Origin of the sequence: Ramlibacter sp. (assembly GCF_035627355.1) — a bacterium.
Taxonomy (GTDB): domain Bacteria; phylum Pseudomonadota; class Gammaproteobacteria; order Burkholderiales; family Burkholderiaceae_C; genus Ramlibacter.
This window is the reverse complement of the sequence record NZ_DASPLW010000066.1, coordinates 217,914-241,924: the sequence shown is the minus strand read 5'-3', so window position 1 is coordinate 241,924 and position 24,011 is coordinate 217,914. Positions and strand designations below refer to the sequence as shown.

Genomic DNA, 24,011 nt, shown 5'->3' with positions numbered 1-24,011 from the left:
GGTGGCGCCCCTTGAGGGGAGGCGCCGAAGGCGCTTCGGGGTGGTCATGTGAACGTGATGCCGCCCTTCTCGGCGTCGAAGTCGATCACCAGCACCTGCGCGGGCACCAGCTTCAGGGTGGCTTCGCGGGTGTGGTTGAAGGCGTCGCCCGGCTGGTCGCGCAGGCGCACGACGATGCGGTGCTCGCCGGCCGGCAAGTCGACCCGGTGGTAGACCGAGGACGCGCCGTCCCGGCTCAGGCCGGAGGGCGGGGCCACCTGGCTGAGGATGGTGCGGCCGTCCAGTTCCACCTCGATCGCCACCGGCACCCGCTCGCGGCCGCACTTCATGGGCGTGCGCATGTTGGGCGGCAGCTTGGCCAGTTCTTCCTGCGTGTAGGCCCGGCAGGGCTCGACCCGTTCGCCGTGGTGGATGAAGCTCACCTTCAGCACGGCTTCGCCGGCACCCAGCGGGTGGTAGGTCGGCCAGTGCGAGAACACGGCGATGAAGGCCGCGAACAGGCCGTACAGCACGCCCTGGCCGAGCCAGGCTTTCCATGTCGTCTTGTCGTTCATGCGATCGATTCCTCCTCCGCGCGCCGGCGGCCCAGCGCCTCGGCCAGCACCTGCTCCTCGCCGGCGTCGGCCCACACCGCGGTCCAGCGCCCGCGCGGCACCTCGCCGCGCAGGTGCGGCTCGCGCGTGCCGGCCAGCCGCGCCTGCATCCACTGCGGTCCCAGCCGGTACTCGCAGCCGCCCTCGCGGCAGCCGGCCACCAGCACGCCGGCCGCGCCTTCGCGCAGCGCGTAGTCGACGAAGGCGGGCGGCAGCTGCGCGGTGCACGCGAGTTCGATGACCAGCACTTCCGGTCCGGCCAAGCCCTGGGCGCTTGCGCCGCAGGCACAGCCGAACACGACCTGGGAGGCGCCCTGCTCCAGCCCGCGGCGCAGGCGCTCGCGCAGCTGGGCCACGGTGGGGGCCGGCAGGTCGATGCCGGTGAGCAGCGGCTGCGCCTTGCGGAACGGGGTCGACGAGGGGCAGGCTCCGGCGCAGATGCCGCAGCCGGCGCAGGCCGCGGCCCGCACCACGGCCACCTGCTTGCCCGCCTTGCCGTCCGGGTGCGGTGCCAGCGTGATCGCGCCGAACGGGCAATCGTCGACGCAACGGCCGCAACCGCTGCAGTGATCGGGGTCGACGACGGCGACCGCCGGCCGTGGCTGGCGCGACAGGAAGGGCAGCGCGAACAGCGCGCCCAGCACCACCGCGAGCAGCACCCAGGTGGCCTCGGCCGACGTGGCGGCCACCAGCGGGTGCAGGAACAGCAGCAGCCAGTCGAAGGCGAGCCGCTGCGGCACGGTGGCCAGTTCCGCCGCCCCTTGGCTGTGCACCGGCAGCACCAGCGACAGGCCACCCAGCAGCAGCACGGTGCCCGCGGCGAGCGCCCGGCGCGGGAACACGGCGGCATGGCCGGTGCGCTGGATGTGGGCCCAGCTGCCGAACACCAGCAGCAGCGGCAGCCCCAGGTGCACGAACACGAACAGCGAGAACAGGCGGTCGCTCACGGCGCCGCCCAGGAAGTTGCGCGCCAGCGGCGAGGCCAGGAACGGCAGCGCGTCAAGCCATTCGGCGGTCGCGATGGCCGAGTACTGGCCCAGCCGGTCCCAGTTCAGCCAGAAGCCGCCGATGGCGCAGGCCCAGGCGAGCGGCAGCAGCGGCACGCCGGTCAGCCAGGCATAGCGGCGGTAGTGCCGGTAGCGGCCCAGCATCGCCTCGCGCAGCAGGTGCAGCAGCAACACGAGGACGAAGGCGTCGGCCGCATAGCGGTGCAGTCCCCGCAGCAGCGTGCCGGTCGCGAACGGCAGGTGCGCCAGCGACTCGATCGAGCGGTATGCGCCCTGCGCGGAGGTATCGAGCAGGATGTACAGGATGACGCCGCTGGCCGCCAGCAGCCAAAGCAGTAGGAAGGCCAGCGCGCCGAGCTGCTTCAGCGGGTTGCCTGCGGCGCCGAACGCGGCGTCGAAGCCATGTTCAAGCGTGAAGACGCTGCGGCGCATGCGGGCTCTCCTTCCGCCGTTGCCGGCGCCGCTGCCGCCACTCGTTGAGCATGTACAGCGCCATCGCCAGGATGAAAGTCAGGCCCCCGGCGATCTCCCAGATGAGGCTGTAGTCCACCCGGTAGGTGCCCGTGTCGGGGTCGTAGACCGTGCAGACGATGCGGATCTGGTCCCAGAGCTCCTCCAGCAGCCCCTGCTGCGGCACCGGCTGGCCGGCCACCAGGGCCGTGAGCGCCTCGCCCAGGGTGTCGACCGCCGGGCGGTCGCCATAGACCTGGCGCACGATGCGGCCCTCGGCGTCCAGCAGCGTGACCTGCAGCACGTGGTCGAAGCCGGCCGGCGTCATCGCGTAGCGGAAGCCGAAGCCGCTGGTCAGCTGCGGCAGCACGGCCGCCGGGGCACTGAGGAAGTTCCAGTTGTCGCGGTCGATCCGGTTCTGGGCGGCGAAGGCGCGCATCGCCTCGGGCGAATCGGCCGGCTGGTTGAACCCGATGCTGACCACGTTGAAGCGGTGGTCGCCGAAGCGCGTGCCCAGGGCCTCCACCGCTTCCAGCAGCGAGCGCGTGGTGGCCGGGCAGATCTCGAAGCAGCCGGTGTAGATGAAGCTGACCATCAGCGGCTTGCCGCGGTAGGAGGACAGCGCCACCGGCTTGCCCTTTCGGTCCAGCAGGACGGCGTCCGGCGCCAGCTGGCCCACCACGGCCTGGCTGGCCAGCTGCGCCTCGCGCGCATCCAGTTTCGGGACTTCCTGGGCTGCAGCGAGCGCTGCGAAGGCGGCCAGCACGGCGGCGAAGCACGGGCGGGCCAGGAGGGCGATCAGTCGGGCAGCATCGGGCATCGGACTACAGCAGGGCGTCCAGCGTGGCCGCCACCAGCAGCGCGCTGAGCTGGATCAGCGAGGCGAAGAACGCGGGCATGGCGGTGGCGCGCGAAGGCTTGCGCGCCAGTTGCCAGGCCTTGAGCAGGAACCAGCCGCCACCACCGGCGGCGCCGACCGCATAGACGCCGCCGGCACCGCAGGCGAACAGCGGCACCAGCGAAGCCGCCACCAGCATCACCGTGCTGGCGAACACGATCCAAGCGGCGCGGGCTTCGCCCACCACCACCGGGAGCATGGGTACGCCGGCTCGCTCGTACTCGGCGCGGTTGGCGATGGCCAGCGCCCAGAAGTGCGGCGGTGTCCACAGGAACAGCACCAGCGCCAGCAGCCAGCCTTCCGCCCCGGGGGAAGGGTCGGCGGCCGCGGCGCCGGCCAGCACCGCGAAGCTGCCGGCCAGCCCGCCGATGACGATGTTCCAGTGCGTGCGCCGCTTGAGCCACAGCGTGTAGACCACGCCATAGAAGAAGGCGCCGAGGAACACGTAGGCGGCCGCGGCTGCGTTGAGCGCCGCGCCAGCGGACGCGACGGCGCCCACCAGCAGCAGCGCCATCACCCACAGCCAGCGCGGATGGCGCTCGATGGCGCCGGTCGCGAAGGCCCGGCCGCTTGTGCGGCCCATGAGGCGGTCGGACTCGTGTTCGGCGTACTGGTTGAAGGCCCCGGCACTGGCCGAGGCCACCAGCACCGACAGCGCGAGCACCGCCACCTGCCAGGCCGCCAGCGACGCGCCGGGCGTCACGGCCAGCCCGACCAGCGCTGTGATCATGATCAGCGTGCCGATGCGCAGCTTGAACAGCGAGATCACCAGCCGGGCCCGGGCCATGGGGCCCGGGGCGGCGGCGAGGGTGGAGGGGCCCATCGCTCGCCTCCGATCAGCTCAGTCCCCAGAGCTGGCCCAGGTACTTCCAGTTGATGAAGTAGTACAGGACGAAGGCCACCAGGAACAGCATGGCGATCACGAAGGTGCCCGGCGCCGCGAAGCCGGCCGAGCCGTAGCTCTGCACCGCCACGCTCGGGGCCGCTCTCGGCACCGGGGTGCCGACGGAGCTGGGCTTGCCGGCATCGAGCTTCTTGCCGAACAGCAGCGAACCGACCGTGATCGCGATGTACAGGCCGCCACCGGTGATGGCAGCGACGCCCGAGATGCCCACCAGGCCCATCATCAGGTAGGCGGCACCCGGCCACTCGTAGGCCAGGGCGGCGCCCTGGAAGGCCATGTCCCAGTGCCGGCGCGACACGCCCAGGGTGCCGGCGCCCATCATCACCAGGGTGAAGAAGTACATCGACAGGCCGAACAGGTAGGGCTGGAGCTTGGCCAGTTGCGGCCAGATCATTTCGCGCTTGAACAGCGCGGGGATCAGGAAGTAGGTCATGCCCATGAAGGTCAGCGTGGTGCCGATCACCACGGTGGCATGGAAGTGCCCGGGCACGTAGATGGTGTTGTGGATCAGCATGTTCAGCTGCTCCGTGCCCATCATCACGCCCGAGATCCCGCCCAGGAAGCCGAAGCCTACGATCGAGAGCGCCACGCTGGAGAACACCGGGTTGCCCCAGGGTGCCTTGCGCAGCCACTCGAACAGGCCGCGGGTATAGCCCTTCTGGCGCTGCGCCACTTCCATCGCGCCGGGGATGGTCAGGCCGTGGATCATCGAGGCCAGCACCGCGAAGTACATGAAGTAGCTGGTGTTGACCACCTTCCAGCCGGTGGACATGCCCGGGTCGGCCAGCAGGTGGTGCGCGCTCGCGAGTTGCAGGAACAGGATGTACAGCAGGAACGCGCCGCGGCTGACGCGCTCGCTCATCGGCTTGGCGCCGAAGGCGATGGCGGCGACCGCATACCAGATCGAGATGTGGGCGGCCACGTTGATCTGCTGCGAGGAGTGGCCGAAGGCCCACCAGATGGTGCGGTAGATCAGCGGGTCGACTTCCTTGACCAGCCCGATGGACTGCAGGAAGGTCGGGATCAGGATGATCGCCCCGGAGACGATGGTGAACACCGCGATGATCGCGGCGACGATGGCGCCGAAGGTCACCAGCGGCACGGAGCCCTCGTAGGTCTTCTCGCGCTTGGCCACGACCAGGGTGCCGAAGAACACGAAGCAGGCGATCAGCGCGCCGACGGCGAACAGGATCAGGCCCGCGTAGAACGAGGGCGCCGCCATCATCGGCACGTACGAGGTCATCATGACGCTGGAGCCGCCCTGAAAGACGGCCACGTTGTTCATGACGGCGCCGATCAGCATCAGCGCGAAGGCCGCCCAGGCGATCTTCGGCGTCGCGATCCGGCATCGCAGCAGGGTCGATGAACAGAAGTACAGGACGGCGACCTCGAAGAAGATGATCCAGAAGATCAGCATGTCGATGCCGTGGGCCGTGAGCACCATGTAGAAGGTGTCGGGCGCGAGCCAGTGCACGGCGGGCCAGCGGGTGAGCACGACACCGATGGCGAGCAGGCCGCCGACCAGCAGCGCCACCACCGCCACCACGGCGTTGACGATCATCAGGCGCTCGGCCTGCGCCTCGAACTGCAGGCCCGTGCGCGGGCAGGTGCGGTAGGTGGTGGCGACGTAGCCGCCGGACAGGGGAAGGGTTGCGGACATGGCGTTCCCTCCTTCTTTACTTGACGTACAGCCGGCCCACCATGGTGTGGTGGTTGATGCCGCAGTACTCGTTGCAGACGATGGAGTAGGTGCCCGACTGGTTCGGCGTGACCTTGATCACGTGCTCGTAGCCCGGGACGACCTGGATGTTGATGTTGGCGGGCTGCAGCGAGAAGCCGTGGTTGTAGTCCATGGCCGTCATGTGCAGCTTGTAGGTCTTGCCCTTTTCCAGCTCGAGGATGGGCCACCAGGACCACAGGCGGCCGATCAGGTAGACGTCGCTGTCGGGCGGCGGCGCCACCACGGGGATCTTCTGCTCGGTCTCGGTGCGGACCGTGTATTTGGCGGCGAAGGCCTCGGCCTTGGCGGCGAACTTGTCAGGCGTGGTCTTGTAGGTCTCGGTCGACAGGTTCTGCTTCCCGTAGGCGTGCCAGTAGACCATCATGAAGAACATCACCATGCACCAGACGAAGGCGATGGCGATCCAGGTGCCTTCGACCCGGTCGAGCGGATGCTTCCACCAGAGGCGCTCGGATGGCGGCAGGATGGCGGTCATGGGCGTGCTCCTATTTCGCGACCGGGATGGTCAGGATGTCGATCACGCCCCACAGCGTGTAGACGATCATGGGGATCAGGACCCCCAGGAACAGCAGCAGGAACGGGTTGTCCAGCAGCTGCTGCATGAACGGGACCTTCCCGTCGTCGGATTCGTCGTGGCTCATGGTGCTCCTCAGCGTGTTTGTTCGCGGAGTGCATCGTTGTCCGAGTGGCGTAGTCGGACATTGATCTGGAACAAGTTTTAAAAATGTGCGTTCCATGGTCCTTTTGCGCGCGCATGCAATCGCACTAGGATCGACCGCATGACAGCGGAGCCACGACGCATGCGGACCCTGCGCGCACTCGCATTCGCGTGTGCCGCGCTGGTGCTCGCGATCACCACGCTCAGCGCCTTCATCCGCCTGTCGCGCACGGGACTGGGCTGCGAACCCTGGCCGCAGTGCTACGCGGTGGAGGCGCTGCGCATCGCCTCGATGGACAACGCCGCGATCGGTGCGGCCCGCATCGCGCACCGCATCAGCGCCAGCGCCGTGCTGCTGGTGATCATCGCGGCGCTGATGGTGGCGCTGGCGCGCAACCCGCCGCTGCGTCGCCAGGGCCGGTTCGTGCTGTGGCTGCTGGGGCTGGCCGCGTTCCTGGCCGCCTTCGGGCGCGCCACCGCGGACTCGCTGCTGCCGGCCGTGACGCTGGGCAACCTGCTGGCCGGGCTGGCGATGTTCGCGGTCGCCTGCGCGTTCGTGCGCTCAGCCGGCGGGCGCGAGCGTCCGGCGCTGTCGCCCGCCTGGCGCGCCGGGGCCTGGGTGGCCGCCGGCCTGCTGCTGCTGCAGATGGCGCTCGGCGGGCTGGTCAGCGCGAACCATGCGGGCCTGAGTTGCCCCGCCTCCTCGGCCTGCGTCATCGACGGCGCTTCATGGGCCCTGTTCAACCCCTTCCACGCTGCAGGCGATCCGGCCCAGCCGCTGAACCCGGCGGGTGCGCTGCTGCACCTGTCGCACCGGATCGGCGGCCTGCTGGTGGCGCTGGTGCTGGTCGGCCTGGGCCTGGCCGCCTGGCGGCGCCGACGGCGCGTTGCGGCGGCGCTGCTGGTGCTGCTGCCGCTGCTGCAGGTCGCCGCCGGCGTGCTGCTGGTCTCGGCCGGGCTGCCGCTGGCGCTGGCGCTGCTGCACAACGTGATGGCGGCGGTGCTGTTGGCCGCCACGGCCTCGCTGCTCGATTGAATTCCGCCGCGAGGGCGCGGCGGGATGGGCGGGATCTATCCCAAGGCCGCGCGGCGCTGCCGTGCCTCGGGGGGATCGACCACCAGCACTTCGACGTACCAGCGGCCTTCCAGGTGGTCGAAGAGCTCGGCTTCCAGGTCTTCCACCATCACCTGGCGCAGCAGCCCGGGCGCCAGTTCCAGCACCACCCGCGCGCGCCCGTTGCGCAGGGTGGCATGGCGCACGGCGCGTCGCTGCAGCAGGTTGCCGCCCTCGAGCGGATCGGTCACCGCCGCCAGCGCACGCTGGACGGCAGGCAGATCGCCGGCCGGGCCTTCGTAGGCGAAGAGCATGATGTCCCGGGGAACGAATGGGCGCCCGCCCCCGCCGTGCCTCCAAGAGTGAACCCGCGCGAACGCGGACCTTGTGCCAGTCCGCCGGCGGGGCCCCTCAGTGGCGATCGCGGCCCGCCGGCCGCGGCGGGGATGGGCGATGCCCCTAGCCGTGCAGGGCTTCGTACTTCGCCTGCAGCTCTTCCGGCGATTCGACGAAGTCGGGATGCTGCTCGATGCAGTCGGCCGGGCACACCAGCTTGCACTGGGGCTCGTCCTCCGCACCCACGCACTCGGTGCAGCGCATGGGATCGATCACGTAGATGTCGTCGCCCACGCTGATCGCCTCGTTGGGGCAGACCGGCCTGCAGGCGTCGCAGGACGTGCAATTCTCGGTGATGGTCAGGGCCATGGATGTCTCCTTCGGGTACTGCTTCGTCGATCGCGCGCTCAGGCAGCTGCGCGCTGCTGCAACTCCTGCAGCTTCTCGTGGCGGTACGCGCCCCACAGGGCGGCGCCGATCGCGCCGGCGTAGATGGAGTCGGAGTGGCTGGCGACCTCCACCGGCACCTTCTCGGCCACCATCTCCTCCTGCACCGCGGCCAGCAGGCCCTCGTCCAGCGCCAGGCCGCCGGTGAGCAGCGCGGTGCCGCTCTTGATGCCGGTGACCTTGAGCAGCTTGACGATGCGCGAGGCCATGGACACGTGGATGCCCTTGAGGATGTCGGGGGTGGAGATGCCGCGGCTGACCATGTTGATCACGTCGGTCTCGGCCAGCACGGCGCAGATCGAGCTGACCTTCTCCGGGTCCACCGAGCTCCTGGACAGCGAGCCGATCTCCTCCACCGCCACGCCGAGGTAGCGGGCGATGTTCTCCAGGAACTGGCCGGAGCCGGAGGCGCACTGGCTGGTCATCTTGTACGACAGCACCTTGCCGCGCTCGTCGACGTAGATGGCGCGGCCGTTGAGCGCGCCCACGTCCACCACCGCGCTGATGCCCGGCCGCAGGAACACCCCGCCGCGCGCGTGCGTTGTCATGGAGTAGAAGTGGCCGGTGGCGAACTTGACGTTCTCTCCCTCGCCCGTGGTGGCGATGTAGTCGATGTCGTTGGCGGCCAGGCCGGCGTCGGCCAGCACCGCGTCGCGGCCCTCGCTGGCCAGCGTCATGGGGTCGCGGCGGCGGATGCGCTCGCAGCGCTTGGCCAGCCAGTGGATGCTGCCGTCGTCGTCGGTGCGGAACAGCGTGCTCTTGACGGCGCCCGAGCCGATGTCGATGCCAATGGTGTGCGTCATGGTCATTCCCTCCGTTCGGCCGTCTTGCCGTCTTCCATCACCGCGCGCCACGCGAAGGTGGCGGCGCCCAGCGCCCCGGTGTAGATCGAGTCCGGATCGATGTTCAGCGACAGTTCGCCGTAGTTCTCGTACACCAGTTCCTTCAGCGCCTTGACGGCGGCCTCGTTCTTGGCCACGCCGCCGGTGAAGGTGAACTGGTCGCGGATGCCGCCCGAGCGCGCCAGGATCGACATCGCGCGCAGGATGATGGCGCGGTGCAGGCCGGCCATGATGTCCTCGCGCTTGTCGCCCAGGCTGAGCCGGTCGCGCAGCTCGGCGCCGGCGAACACGGTGCAGGTCGAGTTGATCTTCACGGCCTTGGTCGACTTCATCGCCATGGGGCCCAGCTCGTGCAGGCCCATGTTCATCTCGTCGGCGATGTAGCCCAGGTAGCGTCCGCAGCCGGCCGCGCAGCGGTCGTTCATCTGGAAGCTCTCGACGATGCCCTTGGGATCGACCTGGATCGCCTTGGTGTCCTGGCCGCCGATGTCCAGCACGGTGGCGGTGTGGGGGTACATCACGTGCGCGCCCAGGCCGTGACACAGGATCTCGCTGCGGATGTGCTCCTTGGAGAACGGGAGCCGCGCGCGCCCGTAGCCGGTACCCACGGTGTAGGTGTCCTCCATCTCGGTGTCCAGCACGCCCTTGATCGGCGCCTCGACCTGGGCGCGACGTGCCGTGGTCTCGGGCATGGCGACGAAGGTGCGCTCCAGCGCGTTGAGCAGGTGGCGCCGCACGGAGTCGGCGTAGACCCGGTTCTCCACTTCGATGATCGATCGGTCGAACAGGTTGAGCAGGTAGTCGTAGCGGGTGTTCGCTTCCTTGGCCACCTGCTCGCCGATGGACAGGTACTGGCTGCCGGCGATGTCGCGGAAGAAGTCGCTCTTGCGGCGCGCACCCGGCGCGAACAGCGAGGCGGCCTCGGCCTTCAGCCGGCGGAACACCTCGTCCAGCGCCTCGCCGACCGCCTTCGTGTCGGCGCCGAAGTTGGCGGTCGCCAGGTTGCGCACGCAGGTCTCGTGCAGGTCCTCCAACTGCTCCAGGTACTGCTCGGCGCGGAAATCGCGCTCGAGCTGCTCGATGAAGCCGTCCAGCGCCCCGTTCAGGGCGCCGGTGCCGGCCAGCGCCTGGCGGAACAGGTAGAAGCGGCCGTTGAGCAGCGCCTCCGTGCGGGCCACCGCCGCGGCGGTGTCGTAGTTGGAGCGCGAGTTGGTGATCCCGCGTCCCAGGATGTTGCGGTTCTCGTCCACCACCACCGCCTTGGTGGTGGTGGAGCCGAGATCGATGCCGATGAAGCAGCGCATGATCGTGTCTCCTCCTCGCGTTCAGGCCACCATCGGCGCGGCACCCGCACCGACGCCGGTGGCGCGCTTCTGCTTGACCATCTGGAAATAGCTCTCCAGCCGGTTCTTGACGTTGGCCGCCGAGAAGTAGCGTGGGTCCACCAGGTCGGTCTCGACGAAGGCGGCCGGCTTGCCGGTGCGCTTCTCGACCTCCCGCAGGATCAGCAGCTGGCCGGCGGAGAAGCTGTTGCAGCTCTTGATCGAGTTGATCAGCAGGCCGTCGGCCTGGTACTCCTCGATGTACTTGCAGATCATGTCGATGCGCGAGGGCAGGTTCAGGTTGGTGTAGCAGCCCAGGCAGTAGTCGGCCAGCGACTCCAGCGGGTGGTCGGGGTCGTGCCGGAAGCCGAAGTCGTACAGGCCGCCGACCTTGGCGTAGGTGGAGGACACCACCACCGCCCCCTCGTCGTAGAACATCTTCCAGAAGTCGCGGAAGCTGGTCCAGTTGGGCGGGCCTTCGACGATCAGGCGGTACTTCTCCTCGCCCATGTCGCCCTCGGGCGTGACCGGGCCCTTGCCTTCGCGGATGCGCTGCTCGATCTCGGCGCGCAGGCGGCGGTAGTACTCGGTGGCGTCGGGCGTGCCGCGGAAGGCGGTGAAGATCGGGCCGATGTAGTACACGGCGCCGAAGTAGCCGTCGATCGGGCTGGGCCGGTGCTTGGCCGACTGCAGCACCGCGACCAGGTCGTCCTCGGCCTTGACCGATTCCTTCATGTACTGGCGCAGCAGGTCGATGTCGAACTTCACGCCCGAGACCTTCTCCAGCCCCGGGATGATGGTTTCCTTGAGCTGCTTGACCACGTAGTTGCGCATGGCCGGGTCGATCTGGCCCTTGCCCTGGTAGGGCACGTGCAGCATCAGCGTCTCGGTGCCGTACTTGTGGCGGATCAGCTCGAACCACTTCATGAAGGTGAAGCAGCCCGTGTACGACAGCAGCAGCACGTCGGGCGTGGGCAGCGGGTCGCCGGTGGGACCGACCTCGCCGCCCAGCATCATCCCGAGGTCGGCCTTCACGTAGGTGCAGACGTCCTCGGAGTGGCCGTCGCGCTCGGCGTCCATGATGAACTTGCCGGACTTCTTGCGCATGCCGTTCTGCAGCGCGTTGGTCTCGGGCAGGCTGCGCGCGAAGCCGAAGCACATGAGCAGCTCGTTCAGGTTGCCCGGCACGAAGGTGGCGGCGACCTTGCGGTTGTTGGCACGGGCCTGCGCCAGTTCCATGTAGTTCTTGTTGATGAGCTCCTTCTGGAAGTTCATCGCGTCGTCCTTGATCGCGACCGGCTTGGCCTTGCGCGCCCCGGACAGGGGGACCACTTTGTCGTTCATGCTGCGTCACTCCAGAGCTTGATGGAATCGGCGAAGGTGCCGGCCTGTTCGCGGATCGGCGCCATCTGGCCGGTGTTCTCCGCATACTTGAACGCCGTGTACGGGATGCCGTTCTTGGCCAGCACGTCCTGCAGCATCGGGCGCTCGAGCAGGGCCGGGTCGCAGAACGAGGGGGCGGCGAACACCACGCCCTCGGCGGCGCGCGTCTTGACCTGCTTGACCAGGAACACGCCCTTCTCGGCGCGGGTGGCGTCGTACTTGGCGGCGGTGGAGGCCGACTGGTGCAGGAAGGCCTTGGACAGCTCCTCCAGCGGGTTGCCGCCGGTGGGCACCTCGCCGAGCAGCCAGCGCGTGACCAGCATGAAGTCGTCGTCCACCACGTAGCAGCCGGCCATCTCGACCGACTTGATCAGCGCCAGCGGCGGCTGCTCGCAGAACGAGCCGGTCATCACCACCCGCGCGTTGTCGCGGCGCTGGCGCGGCACCTTGTCGGTTTCGGCCAGGTACTCGCGGATCAGCGCGGTGTGCTCCTCGGGCGGCAGCACCATGCCGGCGCGCAGCACCAGGTAGACCTCGGAGGTGGGCGCGTTCCAGGGCGTCGCCGAGCGGTAGGCGTACAGGTCGCGCACCGCCGCCCGGTTCTCGTTGTAGACGCGGATCGAGGCATTGAGCTCGGCGTCGGTGATCGGCGAGCCGCGCATCTTGCCCAGCGCCTCGCGCAGGTCCTGCATCTCGTGCACGTAGAAGTTGCCGCCGACCTCGTCGACGTAGTTCTGCGGCACGTCGAAGTACTTGACGTACTTGTCCGGGAACAGGATCTGCCACATGCCCGACAGGTTGCGGATCACGTCGCAGATCGAGGGGAACAGCATGCCGTCCAGGCAGTCCAGCCGCCCGGTCAGGCCCAGTTCCAGGGTGGAGCGCGGGATGCGGCAGATGTAGCTCTGGTAGTAGGCGTCGCCCTGGATCACCTCCAGGTTGTCGCCGCCGCCCAGGATGCCCACCGGCAGGTAGCCGGCGGCGTGGATCAGTTCGCGCGGCACGTAGACCGGCATGTAGCCGATCGCCTTGCGGCCGGGCGCGGCCGCCTTCCATTCCTTCACCGCGGTGAAGTCCAGGTCGTCGAACAGGTTCTGGCAGCGCTCGACGATGCGCTGCACGGGAGTAAGGGTCATCGTGGTCGCTCCGTTCATTGGTGGGTCCATTGGGGTTGCCGCTTCTCGAGGAAGGCGGCCAGCCCCTCGTTGGCGTCGTGCGTGCGCATCAGCCAGTCGAGGTAGAGGCGCTCGAGCTCGGCCAGGCGTTCGCGCACCTGGCGCTGCAGCGGGCCGCGCGCGGCGACGGTGGCGCAGCCGAGGGCGGCGGCGCTGCGGCCGAGCAGGTGCTGGTCGAACCAGTCCAGCGCGGCCTTCTCCGGGTTCTCGTCGACCTGCTGCACCAGGCCGATGCGATGGGCCTCCAGCGCGCCGATGCTGCGGCCGGTCAGCAGCAGGTCCTCGGCGTCGGGCTGGTTGACGCGATACGGCAGCAGGGCCGAGGCAGCCGGCGCGAACACGCCCAGCTTGATCTCGGGCTGGCCGAACTGCGCACCCGGCGCGGCGATGATGCGGCCGCAGGCCAGTGCCAGTTCGAGCCCGCCGCCCAGGCACTGGCCCTGCACGGCGACCAGCACCGGCACCGGGAACTCCAGCAACTGCAGCAGCATCGCGTGCAGCGACTTGAGCATGCCGGCGCAGCGATCGGGCAGGTGTTCCTCGACGCTGGCGCCGAAGCTGAAGTGCGATCCTTCAGCGTCGAGCAGCACCCCGCGCAGCTTCACGTTCCGGCGGTACTGCGTCAGGGCTTCGGCCAGCGCCGCGATCATGGCGGCGTCCACGATGTTGGCCTTGGGCCGCGACAGTCGCAGCCGCAGCAGCGCGCCGTCGCGGTCGAGCCAGGATTTGAGGGGAGATGCAGCTTCCATCTCAAGGCTCCAGGTGCTGGACCCCCGCCTTCGCGGGGGCGAAGGGGTTTCGCTTCACTTCGCCCCCTTCGGCTGGATCTCGTCGTGCAGCGACCCGATCCAGCTCTGCCCCGCGGCGAGCTTCTGGCGCAGCGCGATGAAGTCGATCTCGCGATCGTCCTTGGGGCCGTCGTTGAACGCGGTGAAGCCCGAGCGCGCCTCGGTCATCATGTTCAGGGCCAGCCAGGCGCGCGAGTTCTCCTTGTTGCGGTTCCAGATGTCGAGCTTGGGCTTGCGCAGTTCCTCGATCGTCTTGAGCGTGCACTCGGGGAAGGTCAGCAGGATCTTGGCGCACAGGTCCTCGACCGCCTGGTCCAGCATGGACAGGTCCACCGTGCCGCGCGCCATCAGCGCCTTGGCTTCCGTGGCGGCGGCGCCGGTCTTGAACTCGCCGAAGGCATTGCGGCCGAACTCGTCGAAGGCGCGCTGCGTCTCCACCAGCGGGTTGGCGACGAACTGGCCGTCCACCTTCAGCGCCGGCACCACGCCGGTGATCATCCCCATCTGGTAGGCCTTGTGGGCCGAGAACGGCTCGCACAGCACGCAGGCCGCCATGGCGCGCTCGGCACCGACGATCACCGGCAGGAAGTCGGTGGCGCCGCCGATCGGCGCCGAACCGTGCTTGGGGCCGGCCTGGCCGAACCTGGCCAGGTCCTGCGCCACCGTGAAGTCGCAGGCCATGCCGATCTCCTGGCCGCCGCCGATGCGCATGCCGTTGACCCGGCAGATCACCGGCTTGTCGGCCGCCAGGATGGCGCTGACCATGTCGTTGAACAGCCGCATGTACTGGCGGTATTCCTGCGGGTGGCCGGCGTAGTACTCGGCGTACTCCTTGGTGTTGCCGCCGGTGCAGAAGGCCTTGTCGCCGGCGCCGGTGAAGACGATGCAGTTGACGTCGCGCGCATTGGAGGCGGCGCGGAAGGCCAGGATCACCGCCTTGACCATGTCGGTCGTGTACGAGTTGTACTGGGCCGGGTTGTCCAGCGTGATCCAGGCGTTGTACAGGCCCGCCACCTCGGTGCCGTCGGGCTTGCGCGCGGGGCGCTTCTCGTAGCGCACGCCCGGCGTGCCCGGTTGCGGTGCCAGGTCGTGGTCCTTGAATTCGCGCTTGGGCATCAGGCGATCAGGGGCGTTCATTCGTCGTGTCTCCTTGGGTATTCAGCGCGGTTGCAGCACCACGCGGGCGCGGATGTCGTGCCGGTGCACGGCTTCGAAAACGGAATTGATCTCGGACAGCGGGTGCGCCTCGACGAACGGGGCGACCTGCACCTTGCCGTCGAGCACGAGGTCGAGCGCGGCCGGGTAGTGCTCGGGCGGGCAGCCCCAGTTGCCGAGCGCCCGTGCGTCGAAAGCCATCAGGTTGGACAGGCGCACCTCGACCTTGTCCATGGTGAAGCCGACCACGCTCAGGGTGGCGCCGTGCACCAGCAGGTTCCAGGCCGTCTGCTGGCCGGCCGCGGTGCCGGAGCACTCGAAGATGAACCACTCGGTGGGCTTCAGGCCGCGCTCCTTGGCGAACGCGGAGACCGCCTGCTTGATGGCCTTGGCGTCCATGCCGCGGCTGTTGAGCGTCTGGGCCGCACCGTGGCGGGCCACCGCTTCCAGCTTGCGGCCGTCGACGTCGATGGCCAGCACGCTGGCGCCGAAGGCGTTGGCCACCTGCACGCAGTAGCCGCCGACGCCGCCGGCGCCGATCACCACCGCGACGCTGCCGGGCGTGACGCCGGCGCGGCGCACCGCCTGGTAGGGCGTGGTCAGCGCATCGGCCACCACCGACACCTGCCACAGCTGCAGGTTGGCGGCCGCCAGGCGCTTCTCGTCGACTTCGCACAGGCCGCGGCCGGGCACCACGATGTGCGAAGCGAAGCCGCCCTGGATGTCGTTGCCCGGCATCTTCTGGCCCCGGCAGATGGTGCCCAGCCCGCGCCGGCACAGGTCGCATTCGCCGCAGGGCAGCACGGCCGGCACGATGACCGCCTTGCCCATCCAGCCCTGGGCGCCCTCGCCCGCGGCGACCACGCGGCCGCTGATCTCGTGGCCCAGCGCCAGCGGCAGCGGCTGGTTGGTGCGCACGCCGTCGTAGTAGTAGCCCAGGTCGGTGTGGCAGACGCCGCAGCCGGCCACCTGCACCACCACTTCGCCCGCTGCGGGCGCCGCCTGGAAGTCCTGCCGTTCCATCGGCGCCTTCGGCCCGGTCATGACCCAGCGGTATGCCTCGATGCCCATTGCGTCTCCATCCGTTGTAGGCCCCGCGATTCGGTCCGGCTGCGGGTTTGTCCGGAGGTCAACCGGTAAATTGGTACTCGATTGCCGATTTAGGGCATTCTGGGCACCCGTTCCCGGTCAATCCTTGATCTGGTTCAAGGCTGCAGACGCATCGCGGGCGGTTTACTCCAAGCCACGAACCCGTGGAGACAAGCCCAGTGGATGCAAGCATCACCACCGAACAGCCGGCCCGCGCCGCGCCGGCTGCCAACCGACTCGACAGCGTGTCGCTCGCCATCGCCGGCAGCGGCGGCAGCGGCGTCATGACCGCCGGCACCTGGCTGCTGGACGCCGCCGCCCGCAGCGGCCTCTACGGCCTGATGGTGCGAACCAGCGGGCCGCAGATCCGCGGCGGCGAGGCCGCCGCCCTGCTGCGGCTGGGCACCCGCCAGCTCGAATCGCTCGACGACAGCTTCGACGTGCTGCTGGCCATCGACTGGCAGAACGTGCACCGCTTCGCCGACGAGATCCCGCTGCGCGCCGACGGGCTGCTGGTCTGCGACGCCGACGCCGGCGAGGTGCCCGAGGTCTTCCGTGCCAGCGGCGCGAAGGTGATCGCGCTGCCGCTGAAGAAGATGGCCAAGGCGCACCCCGGCAGCTGGATCAACATGCTGGCGCTGGGCATCACGGGCGCCCTGGCCGGGCTGGCGATCGAGCCGATGGAAGAGGCCGTACGCGCCGGCTGGAAGCGCGACGCCGAGGTGCTGCAGGCCAACCTCGGTGCCCTGCGCGCCGGCGCCGAGGCGGTGGCCGAGCACGCGCTGGTCCGGCGCACCCCCGCGCCCACCACGCAGCCGCGCTGGCTGCTCAGCGGCAACGAAGGTGCAGGCTACGGCGCGCTGCGCGGCGGCGTACGCTTCGTCGCCGCCTACCCGATCACGCCCGCCACCGAGCTGCTGGAGTGGATGGCCCCGGCGCTGGCCAAGGCCGGCGGCTGCCTGCTGCAGGCCGAGGACGAGCTGGCTTCGGTCAACATGATCATCGGCGCGTCGTTCGGTGGCGTGCCCTCGCTTACCGCCACCGCCGGCCCGGGCCTGGCACTGATGACCGAAGGCATCGGCTTGGCGGTCGCGGCCGAGGTGCCGATCGTGGTGGTCGATGTGATGCGCGGCGGCCCCTCCACCGGCATCCCGGCCAAGAGCGAGCAGAGCGACCTGTCGTTCGCGGTCGGCGGCCTGCACGGCGATGCACCCCGCCTGGTGCTGGCGCCGACCTCGATCTCCGACTGCGCCGCCACCGCCCAGTGGGCCGTCGAGCTGGCCGAGGCGCTGCAGTCGCCGGCCATCGTGCTGTCCGACCAGTTCATGGGCCAGTCGCGCGCCATCGTGCCGGCGCCCCAGCTGCCGCCGCCGGCCGCCCGCCGGCTGGTGGCCGAGCCGAACGCGCCCGACTACAAGCGCTACCGCGACACGCCGAGCGGCGTGTCGCCGATGGCGATCCCGGGCGCGCCCGGCACCACCTACACCGCCGACGGCCTGGAACACACCGAAGGGGCCATCCCCAGCAGCCAGGCCCGCGACCACGCCAAGCAGCTGGACAAGCGGCTGCGCAAGCTGGTGCAGCACGACTACGGCTCACGCTGGGCCGACATCGAAGGCGACGGCCCGCTGGCCGTGATCACCTTCGGCTCCGCCAGCGGCCCGGTCCGCGAGGCGGCGCAACGGGCGGCCGCGCAGGGCGTGCAGCTGAAGATGATCACGCTGCGCCTGCTGGCGCCGCTGCAGCCGGAGGTGTTCGCCAAGGCGCTCGAGGGCGTCGAGCGCGTGATGGTGGTCGAGCAGAACCACGGGGCCCAGCTGCTGCGCTACCTGCGCGGCATGGCCGACCTGCCCCGTCCCGAGAGTTTCCACAAGCCCGGGCCGCTGCCGCTGCGGCCCGCCGAGATCTGTGCCGCCCTGCTGGACTGGGCCGCCCTGGAGGAGCAGACCGCATGAACGACATGTGCCACCCCCCGGCCCTGGAGGCCGCGCCCGCTGCCTACGCGGCCAAGGACTACAAGTCCGACTACAAGCCGATCTGGTGCCCGGGCTGCGGCGACTACACGGTGCTCAACGCCGTGACCAAGGCCCTGTCCATCGTTCAGCGGCCGCCGCACGAGGTCGCCGTGGTCTCGGGCATCGGCTGCTCCTCCCGCATCCCGGCCTACACCAACTGCTACGGCTTCCACGGCGTGCACGGCCGCGCGCTGGCGGCGGGCACCGGCCTGAAGGTCGCCCGCCCCGACCTCACGGTGCTGGTGGCCAGCGGCGACGGCGACGGCTACTCGATCGGCGGCAACCACTTCCTGCACGCCTGCCGGCGCAACGTGGACCTGACCTACATCGTCATGGACAACCACGTGTACGGCATGACCAAGGGCCAGCCCTCGCCCACCACCGAGCCCGACTGGGACAGCAAGCTGTCGCCCGGCGGCACCGGGGTGCGCTCGTTCCACCCGCTGGTGATCGCGCTGGCCTCGGGGGCCAACTTCGTGGCGCGCTGCTTCTCGGGCGACCAGAACACCACCGCCGAGATCATCGCGGCCGGCATCCGGCACCCGGGGTTCTCCTTCATCGAGATCCTCAGCCCCTGCGTGACCTTCCGGCCCGAGCAGCGCGGCTGGAAGGACCTGGTGCACCCGGCCGCGGTCGCGCCCACCGACGACGCCGCCCGCGCGGCCAAGCGGATCATGACCGACGACGGCTTCAACATCGGCATCCTGTACGCCGGCCAGCGGGTGCCGTATGGCGGCGGCCCGGGCGCCGCGCGGCAGACGCCGGACGAGATCGCGGCGGAGTTCGCGCTATGAAGGCCGCCCTGCTCTCGCCGCCCCGCAGCATCGACGAGCTGATGGCGCGCGCCTGGCTCCTCGAGCAGGAGGCCACCCAGCGCTACACCGAGTTCGCCGAGGTGATGGAGACCCACAACAACCGCGAGGTGGCGGACCTGTTCCGCTCGCTCGCGGCGCAGGAGGCCGCCCACGCCGAGCACATCCAGCGCAAGATGCTCTGGCAGCGCCCGCCGTCCGCCGCCGAGGCCGGCGCGCCGGAGGCGCCGCCGCTGGAGGAGGCGCACTACCTGATGCAGCCCTGGCATGCGCTGCAGCTGGCGGTGCAGGCCGAGCAGAAGGCGCACGACTTCTTCGCCTGGCTGGCGCAGTCCTGCGACAACGAGGAGCTGCGCCGCGCCGCCACCGAGCTGCAGGCCGAGGAGAAGGAGCACATCGCCCTGCTGCAGTCCTGGCTGCAGCGCGTGCCCGAGCCCGCGCCCGACTGGGACCAGGACCCCGATCCCCCCCGCTATACCGACTGAAAGGACTGCCATGCGAGTACTGTTGCCCGAGGGCTGGGCGCCGCCGCAGGGCTATGCCAACGGCATCGAGGTGCCGGCCGGTCGCATCGTCTTCATCGCCGGCCAGGTGGGCTGGGACGCGCAGCAGCACTTCCAGTCCACCGAGATGGCGCCGCAGTTCGCCCAGGCGCTGGACAACGTGCTGGCGGTGCTGGCGCAGGCCGGCGGCGAGCCCCGGCACATCTGCCGCATGACCGCCTACTGCTGCGACAAGCCGGCCTACCTGGCGGCGCGCGCCGAACTGGGCGCGATCTGGCGCCAGCGGATGGGCCGTCACTACCCGGCCATGAGCATGATCTTCGTGTCCGACCTGCTGGACCACCCCGGCCTGGTCGAACTCGAGGCCACGGCGGTGCTGCCCGCCGCGTCATGAACGCGCACGGGCACGCGCAGGGCCGGCGCCACGCACCGGCGCTCGCGGCCCCCATGAAAACACCAAGCGGAGGTTCCATCCGATGAAGGTCGAGGACAAGGCCGGCGCGCGCATCGACGCTGCCACGGGCGGTGGCGCACGCGCCACCGAAGCGATGCTGGAGATCATCGTCCAGGGCCGCGGCGGCCAGGGCGCGCAGACGGCGGGCCAGATGCTGGCGCGCGCGTTCTTCGCCTCCGGCCGCCAGGTGCAGGCCTTCGCGAGCTACGGTGGCGCGCGGCGCGGCACGCCGGTCAGCTCGTTCATCCGGGTGGCCGAGCAGCCGATCCGGCTGCGCTGCGACATCGAGCGCGCCGACGCCATCCTGTGCTTCGATGCCAGCCTGCTGGCGCCGCCGCTGCTGTCGCGCGCCGACGCCGGCACGCTGGTCGTCGTCAACTCGGCGCGGCCAGCCTCCGCCTTCGCCACCGAGCTCGCCGGTTACCGCATCGTGCCGGTCGACGCGCTGGCGATCGCGCGCAGCCAGGGCCTGGGCCGCATCGTGAACTCGGCCCTGATCGGCGCCATCGGCCGGGTGCTGGGCGCACCGGCGCTGCCGGTGCTGCAGCAGGTGCTGCTGGCGCACTCGCCGCAGAAGGCCGAGGAGAACGCCGCCGCCTGCGCGCTCGGCTGGGAAGCCGCCGGCGCGCACCTGCAGGAGATGCCGCAATGAGCGCCGCCCTCACGCCCACCGCCTGGACCACCGGCAGCACCGAGGTCTTCAAGACCGGCACCTGGCGGGCCCTGCTGCCCGAGCACGTGATGCGGCCCTCGCCCTGCCAGCAGGCCTGCCCGGTCAACGGCGACATCGCCCAGTGGATCGGCCATGCGCGCAGCGGCGACCTGAGGCGCGCCTGGGACGTGCTGACCATCCACAACCCCTTCCCGGCGATTGCCGGCCGCATCTGCCACCACCCGTGCGAGACGGCCTGCAACCGCGGCGGCTACGACGAGGCGGTGTCCATCTGCCGGCTGGAGCGCTCCGCCGGCGACGCCGCGCTGGCCGCCGGCTGGCAGTACGCGCCGCCGGCCGAGGAACTGCCGGGCCACGTCGCCATCGTCGGCGGCGGCCCCTCGGGGCTGTCGGCCGCCTACCAGCTGCGCCGGCGCGGCTGGCGCGTCAGCCTGTACGAGGCCCGCCCGGAACTGGGCGGCCTGATGCGCTACGGCATTCCGCCCTACCGCCTCGCGCGCCAGGTGCTGGACGGCGAGATCGAACGCATCGTGCGGCTGGGTGTGCAGGTCCATTGCAACCACCGGCTGGATGGTCCCGGCGACCTCGATCGGCTGGCCGCCACGCACGACGCGGTCTACCTGGCCACCGGCGCGGCGATCAGCCGGCCCCTGCCGCAATTCCCGGCCGACGCGCCCTGGCTGATGCAGGGCAGCGACTACCTGGCCCTGTGCAACGCCGGCCAGCCGCCGCGCCTGGGCCAGCGGGTGGCGGTGATCGGCGGCGGCAGTGCCGCCATGGACGTGGCGCGCAGCGCCCGGCGCGCCGGCTGCGAGGTGATGCTGCTGGCGCTGGAGCCGCGCGACCGCCTGCCGGCCCAGCGCGAGGAACTGCACGAGGCGCTGGAGGAAGGGATCGTGCTGCACGACGCCACGTTGCTGCGCACCGTGGCCGGCGACGCCGGGGGACCCCTGTCCCTGGGCTGCGTGCTGGTGCGGCTGGAATCGGCCGTGCGGGGCGAAGCGCCCCGCGTCACGCCGATCGAGGACAGCCGCTTCACGCTGGAGGCCGACGCGGTGCTGGTCGCCATCGGCCAGCAGGCCGACCTGCAGCCCTTCGGCGGCCTGCAGGCCGCGGGCGGCCTGCTGCAGGTCGACGCCGGCCAGGCTACGTCCAACCCGCGCATCTGGGCCGGTGGCGACGTCGCCAGCATGGCCCGCTTCGTCACCGAGGCGGTGGGCATGGGCAAGCGCGCCGCGCTGGACATCGACCGCGCCCTGCGCGGCCTGCCGCGCGTGAAGCCCGTGATGCCGCCGCGCACCACGCTGCAGGAGATCGCGACCTGGTACTACCCGCACGCGCGCCGGCCCGGCGAGCGGCGCCAGCCCCCCGAGCAGCGGCTGGCCGACGGCGGCGAGGTGCAGCTCGCGCTGACGCCGCAGGAAGTGGCGGCCGAGTCCTCGCGCTGCTTCTCCTGCGGCACCTGCACCAGCTGCGACAACTGCTTCCAGTTCTGCCCCGACCTGGCGATCGCCCACGTCGACGGCGGCTACACGGTGCTGGCCGACTACTGCAAGGGCTGCGGGCTGTGCGTGCGCGAGTGCCCGACCGGCTCCATGCTGATCCGGGAGGAAACGAAATGAGCGAACCCCAGACCCTGCTGCTGGACGGCAACCATGCCGTCTCCTGGGCCGCCCGCCTGGCGCGGCCGCAGGTGGTCCCCGTCTACCCGATCACGCCGCAGACGCCGATCCTGGAGCTGATCACCGCCTTCCACGCCCGCGGCGAGATGGACGCGGAGATCCTCACGCCCGAGTCCGAGCACTCGGTGCTGGCAGCCTGCGTGCCGGCCTCGCTGGCCGGCGCGCGGGTGTTCACCGCCACCGCCTCGCAGGGCCTGCTGCTGATGCACGAGGTGCTGCACTACGCGTCCGGTGCGCGCGCGCCCATCGTGATGGCCAACGTCAACCGCACGGTGGCCTCGCCCTGGGCTTTCTGGCCCGACCAGACCGACAGCCTGGCGCAGCGCGACACCGGCTGGATCCAGTACTACAGCGAGAGCCCGCAGGAGTCGCTCGACTCCGTGCTGCAGGCGTTCCGCGTCGCCGAGCAGGTCGGTCTGCCCGCCATGGTCAACCACGACGCCTTCTACGTCTCGCACGCGCTGGAGGCGGTCCAGGTGCCGGGCCAGGCGCTGGTCGACGGCTTCCTGCCGCCCTACGCGCCGGCCCAGCGCCTGTCGCCCGAGATCGGTTCGTCCTGGGGCAACGTGGTGAGCCAGGACATGTACTACCGGCACCGGCAGGCGATCGAGCAGGCCATGCAGCAGGCGCTGGTGGCGGCCCAGGAGGCCGACCTCGAATGGGCGCGGCTGACCGGGCGCTCCTGGGGCATCCTGGAGCGCTACCGCTGCGAAGGCGCCCGGCTGGTGGTGGTGGCCATCGGCAGCCTGTGCGGCACCGCCCGCGAAGCCGTCGACGCGCTGCGCGCCGAGGGCGTGGCGGTCGGCCTGCTCAAGGTGCGGCTGCTGCGGCCGCTGCCGCAGGCGGCGCTGCGCGCCGCGCTGGCCGGCGTACCCGACGTGCTGGTGCTGGACCGCAACCACTCGCCCGGCCTCGGCGGCATCCTGAACCAGGAGATCCGTGCCGCCCTGTACGGCATGGAGCGCGCGCCGAACGTGCACGGCCTGCTGGCCGGCGTCGGCGGCGTCAACGTGCCGCCGCGGCGCATCTGCGAACTCGTGCGCGCCGCGATGGGCCGCGCGCCCGCTTCCGAATCGACCTGGGGATGACCACCATGTACGCGCTCGAACCCGCTGCCGACCCGATGCTGTGCTCCGGCCATGCCGCCTGTCCCGGCTGCATGGACGCGCTGTCGGTGCGCCACGTGCTGGCCCGCATCGGCACCAACGCCGTCGCCGTGATACCGCCCTCGTGCATGGCCATCATCGCCGGCCCGCAGCCCTACAGCTCGCTGAAGATCCCGGTCTACCAGCCGACGCTGGAGGCCAGCGCCGCCGCCGCATCGGGCCTGCGCCGCGCACTCGATGCCCAGGGCAAGCACGATACCCACGTGCTGGTGCTCGCCGGCGACGGCGGCACCTACGACATCGGCCTGCAGTGCCTGTCGTCGGCCGCCGAGCGCAACGAGAACATCCTGTACATCTGCCTCGACAACGAGGGGTACATGAACACCGGCGCGCAGAAGTCCTCGTCGACGCCGCACTACGCCCGCACCAGTTCCACGCCCTCGGGCAAGCCCACGCGCAAGAAGAACCTCACAGCCATCATGGCGGCCCATGGGGTGCCGTACGCGGCCACCGCCAGCATCGGCTTCCTGCCCGACATGCTGCGCAAGGTCGAGAAGGCCAAGGCGACCCGGGGCTTCCGCATCCTCACGCTGCTGGTGCCCTGCGTGGACGGCTGGGGCCTGGCCGACGACGCCGGGCTGCAGGCGGCCCGCCTGGCGGTCGAATGCGGCGCCTTCCCGCTGTACGAGGTCGAGGACGGCAACCGCTACACGCTCAACCACACGGCGCGCACGCGGCCGGTGTCGGACTACCTGGCGCTGCAGAAGCGCTACCGCAGCATGGGGCAGGCCGACATCGAGGCGCTGCAGGCCGAGGTGGACCAGGGCTGGAACTGGTTGCTGCGGCTGGCACAGCCGGAAGAGGCGCAGATGGCGCCCTGATCGCACGGAAGAAAGTCGCTCGCGACTTTCTTCCCCGCCAAGC

Annotated in this window: 25 protein-coding genes; 9 read left to right on the top strand and 16 right to left on the bottom strand. The window is 70.3% G+C overall.

Annotated elements, in window-relative coordinates; all coding sequences use genetic code 11:
- Positions 1–44 precede the first annotated feature (44 nt).
- The 7 genes from VEC03_RS16650 to VEC03_RS16620 are packed head-to-tail and all read right to left on the bottom strand — an operon-like array spanning position 45 to position 6,234.
- A complete protein-coding gene (locus VEC03_RS16650) occupies positions 45–554 on the bottom strand; it encodes a hypothetical protein (protein ID WP_324917623.1) in 510 nt (169 codons plus the stop codon).
- Positions 551–2,032, bottom strand: coding sequence for a hydrogenase iron-sulfur subunit (locus VEC03_RS16645; RefSeq protein WP_324917620.1), 1,482 nt, complete (start codon positions 2,030–2,032; stop codon positions 551–553). Before VEC03_RS16645 ends, VEC03_RS16650 begins: the two co-directional genes overlap by 4 nt.
- Positions 2,007–2,870, bottom strand: a complete 864-nt coding sequence (locus VEC03_RS16640; RefSeq protein ID WP_324917617.1) for an SCO family protein — start codon at positions 2,868–2,870, stop codon at positions 2,007–2,009. The genes VEC03_RS16645 and VEC03_RS16640 overlap by 26 nt, the downstream gene beginning before the upstream one ends.
- A 4-nt stretch (positions 2,871–2,874) precedes the next feature.
- A complete protein-coding gene (cyoE, locus tag VEC03_RS16635; protein WP_324917614.1) occupies positions 2,875–3,771 on the bottom strand; it encodes a heme o synthase in 897 nt (298 codons plus the stop codon).
- Between the two features lie 13 nt (positions 3,772–3,784).
- On the bottom strand, positions 3,785–5,512 hold the full coding sequence (locus VEC03_RS16630) for a cbb3-type cytochrome c oxidase subunit I (protein WP_324917610.1): 1,728 nt from the start codon (positions 5,510–5,512) through the stop codon (positions 3,785–3,787).
- A 16-nt stretch (positions 5,513–5,528) separates the two neighbouring features.
- Positions 5,529–6,068: a cytochrome C oxidase subunit II gene (locus tag VEC03_RS16625; protein ID WP_324917607.1), complete on the bottom strand. Its 540-nt coding sequence runs from the start codon at positions 6,066–6,068 to the stop codon at positions 5,529–5,531.
- 10 nt (positions 6,069–6,078) lie between these two features.
- Entirely contained in the window at positions 6,079–6,234 is a 156-nt protein-coding gene (locus tag VEC03_RS16620; RefSeq protein WP_324917604.1) for a hypothetical protein, read from the bottom strand.
- A gap of 159 nt (positions 6,235–6,393) precedes the next feature.
- Here VEC03_RS16620 and VEC03_RS16615 point away from each other — a divergent pair, with 159 nt between their 5' ends.
- Positions 6,394–7,287, top strand: a complete 894-nt coding sequence (locus VEC03_RS16615; RefSeq protein ID WP_324917600.1) for a COX15/CtaA family protein — start codon at positions 6,394–6,396, stop codon at positions 7,285–7,287.
- A 35-nt stretch (positions 7,288–7,322) separates the two neighbouring features.
- On the opposite strand, the gene VEC03_RS16610 is transcribed toward VEC03_RS16615, so the two are convergent.
- The 9 genes from VEC03_RS16610 to had form a co-directional block, all read right to left on the bottom strand.
- The gene (locus VEC03_RS16610) at positions 7,323–7,619 is read right to left on the bottom strand and encodes an iron-sulfur cluster assembly protein (protein ID WP_324917598.1); all 297 of its coding nucleotides are present in this window, start codon (positions 7,617–7,619) and stop codon (positions 7,323–7,325) included.
- 145 nt (positions 7,620–7,764) lie between these two features.
- Complete coding sequence (locus tag VEC03_RS16605) at positions 7,765–8,010, bottom strand: YfhL family 4Fe-4S dicluster ferredoxin (protein WP_324917595.1); 246 nt, start codon at positions 8,008–8,010, stop codon at positions 7,765–7,767.
- 38 nt (positions 8,011–8,048) lie between these two features.
- Positions 8,049–8,891: a benzoyl-CoA reductase subunit D gene (gene bcrD / locus VEC03_RS16600; RefSeq protein ID WP_324917592.1), complete on the bottom strand. Its 843-nt coding sequence runs from the start codon at positions 8,889–8,891 to the stop codon at positions 8,049–8,051.
- 2 nt (positions 8,892–8,893) lie between these two features.
- On the bottom strand, positions 8,894–10,234 hold the full coding sequence (gene bcrA / locus VEC03_RS16595) for a benzoyl-CoA reductase subunit A (RefSeq protein WP_324917589.1): 1,341 nt from the start codon (positions 10,232–10,234) through the stop codon (positions 8,894–8,896).
- 21 nt (positions 10,235–10,255) lie between these two features.
- Positions 10,256–11,596: a benzoyl-CoA reductase subunit B gene (gene bcrB / locus VEC03_RS16590; RefSeq protein ID WP_324917586.1), complete on the bottom strand. Its 1,341-nt coding sequence runs from the start codon at positions 11,594–11,596 to the stop codon at positions 10,256–10,258.
- Entirely contained in the window at positions 11,593–12,771 is a 1,179-nt protein-coding gene (bcrC, locus tag VEC03_RS16585; RefSeq protein ID WP_324917583.1) for a benzoyl-CoA reductase subunit C, read from the bottom strand. The genes bcrB and bcrC overlap by 4 nt, the downstream gene beginning before the upstream one ends.
- A gap of 14 nt (positions 12,772–12,785) precedes the next feature.
- On the bottom strand, positions 12,786–13,559 hold the full coding sequence (locus VEC03_RS16580; RefSeq protein WP_324917581.1) for a cyclohexa-1,5-dienecarbonyl-CoA hydratase: 774 nt from the start codon (positions 13,557–13,559) through the stop codon (positions 12,786–12,788).
- A gap of 54 nt (positions 13,560–13,613) precedes the next feature.
- Entirely contained in the window at positions 13,614–14,735 is a 1,122-nt protein-coding gene (gene oah / locus VEC03_RS16575) for a 6-oxocyclohex-1-ene-1-carbonyl-CoA hydratase (protein ID WP_324917578.1), read from the bottom strand.
- A gap of 21 nt (positions 14,736–14,756) precedes the next feature.
- Entirely contained in the window at positions 14,757–15,824 is a 1,068-nt protein-coding gene (gene had / locus VEC03_RS16570) for a 6-hydroxycyclohex-1-ene-1-carbonyl-CoA dehydrogenase (RefSeq protein ID WP_324917575.1), read from the bottom strand.
- A 197-nt stretch (positions 15,825–16,021) separates the two neighbouring features.
- Between had and VEC03_RS16565 the strand changes: the two genes are divergently transcribed.
- From VEC03_RS16565 to VEC03_RS16530, 8 genes are all read left to right on the top strand, one after another.
- Complete coding sequence (locus VEC03_RS16565; RefSeq protein WP_324917570.1) at positions 16,022–17,797, top strand: 2-oxoacid:acceptor oxidoreductase subunit alpha; 1,776 nt, start codon at positions 16,022–16,024, stop codon at positions 17,795–17,797.
- A complete protein-coding gene (locus tag VEC03_RS16560) occupies positions 17,794–18,651 on the top strand; it encodes a 2-oxoacid:ferredoxin oxidoreductase subunit beta (protein ID WP_324917567.1) in 858 nt (285 codons plus the stop codon). Before VEC03_RS16565 ends, VEC03_RS16560 begins: the two co-directional genes overlap by 4 nt.
- Positions 18,648–19,154 (top strand): ferritin family protein, encoded by a 507-nt coding sequence (locus VEC03_RS16555; RefSeq protein ID WP_324917564.1) that lies wholly within the window; start codon positions 18,648–18,650, stop codon positions 19,152–19,154. The genes VEC03_RS16560 and VEC03_RS16555 overlap by 4 nt, the downstream gene beginning before the upstream one ends.
- A gap of 10 nt (positions 19,155–19,164) precedes the next feature.
- Positions 19,165–19,566 (top strand): RidA family protein, encoded by a 402-nt coding sequence (locus VEC03_RS16550; RefSeq protein WP_324917562.1) that lies wholly within the window; start codon positions 19,165–19,167, stop codon positions 19,564–19,566.
- Positions 19,567–19,648: 82 nt separating this feature from the next.
- Positions 19,649–20,278, top strand: a complete 630-nt coding sequence (locus VEC03_RS16545; protein ID WP_324917558.1) for a 2-oxoacid:acceptor oxidoreductase family protein — start codon at positions 19,649–19,651, stop codon at positions 20,276–20,278.
- Positions 20,275–21,921 carry an NAD(P)-binding protein gene (locus tag VEC03_RS16540; RefSeq protein ID WP_324917556.1) on the top strand — a complete coding sequence of 549 codons (1,647 nt, stop codon included), beginning with the start codon at positions 20,275–20,277 and terminating at the stop codon, positions 21,919–21,921. Before VEC03_RS16545 ends, VEC03_RS16540 begins: the two co-directional genes overlap by 4 nt.
- The gene (locus VEC03_RS16535) at positions 21,918–23,069 is read left to right on the top strand and encodes a transketolase C-terminal domain-containing protein (protein WP_324917553.1); all 1,152 of its coding nucleotides are present in this window, start codon (positions 21,918–21,920) and stop codon (positions 23,067–23,069) included. The genes VEC03_RS16540 and VEC03_RS16535 overlap by 4 nt, the downstream gene beginning before the upstream one ends.
- Positions 23,066–23,968 (top strand): thiamine pyrophosphate-dependent enzyme, encoded by a 903-nt coding sequence (locus tag VEC03_RS16530; RefSeq protein WP_324917551.1) that lies wholly within the window; start codon positions 23,066–23,068, stop codon positions 23,966–23,968. The genes VEC03_RS16535 and VEC03_RS16530 overlap by 4 nt, the downstream gene beginning before the upstream one ends.
- Positions 23,969–24,011 lie beyond the last annotated feature (43 nt).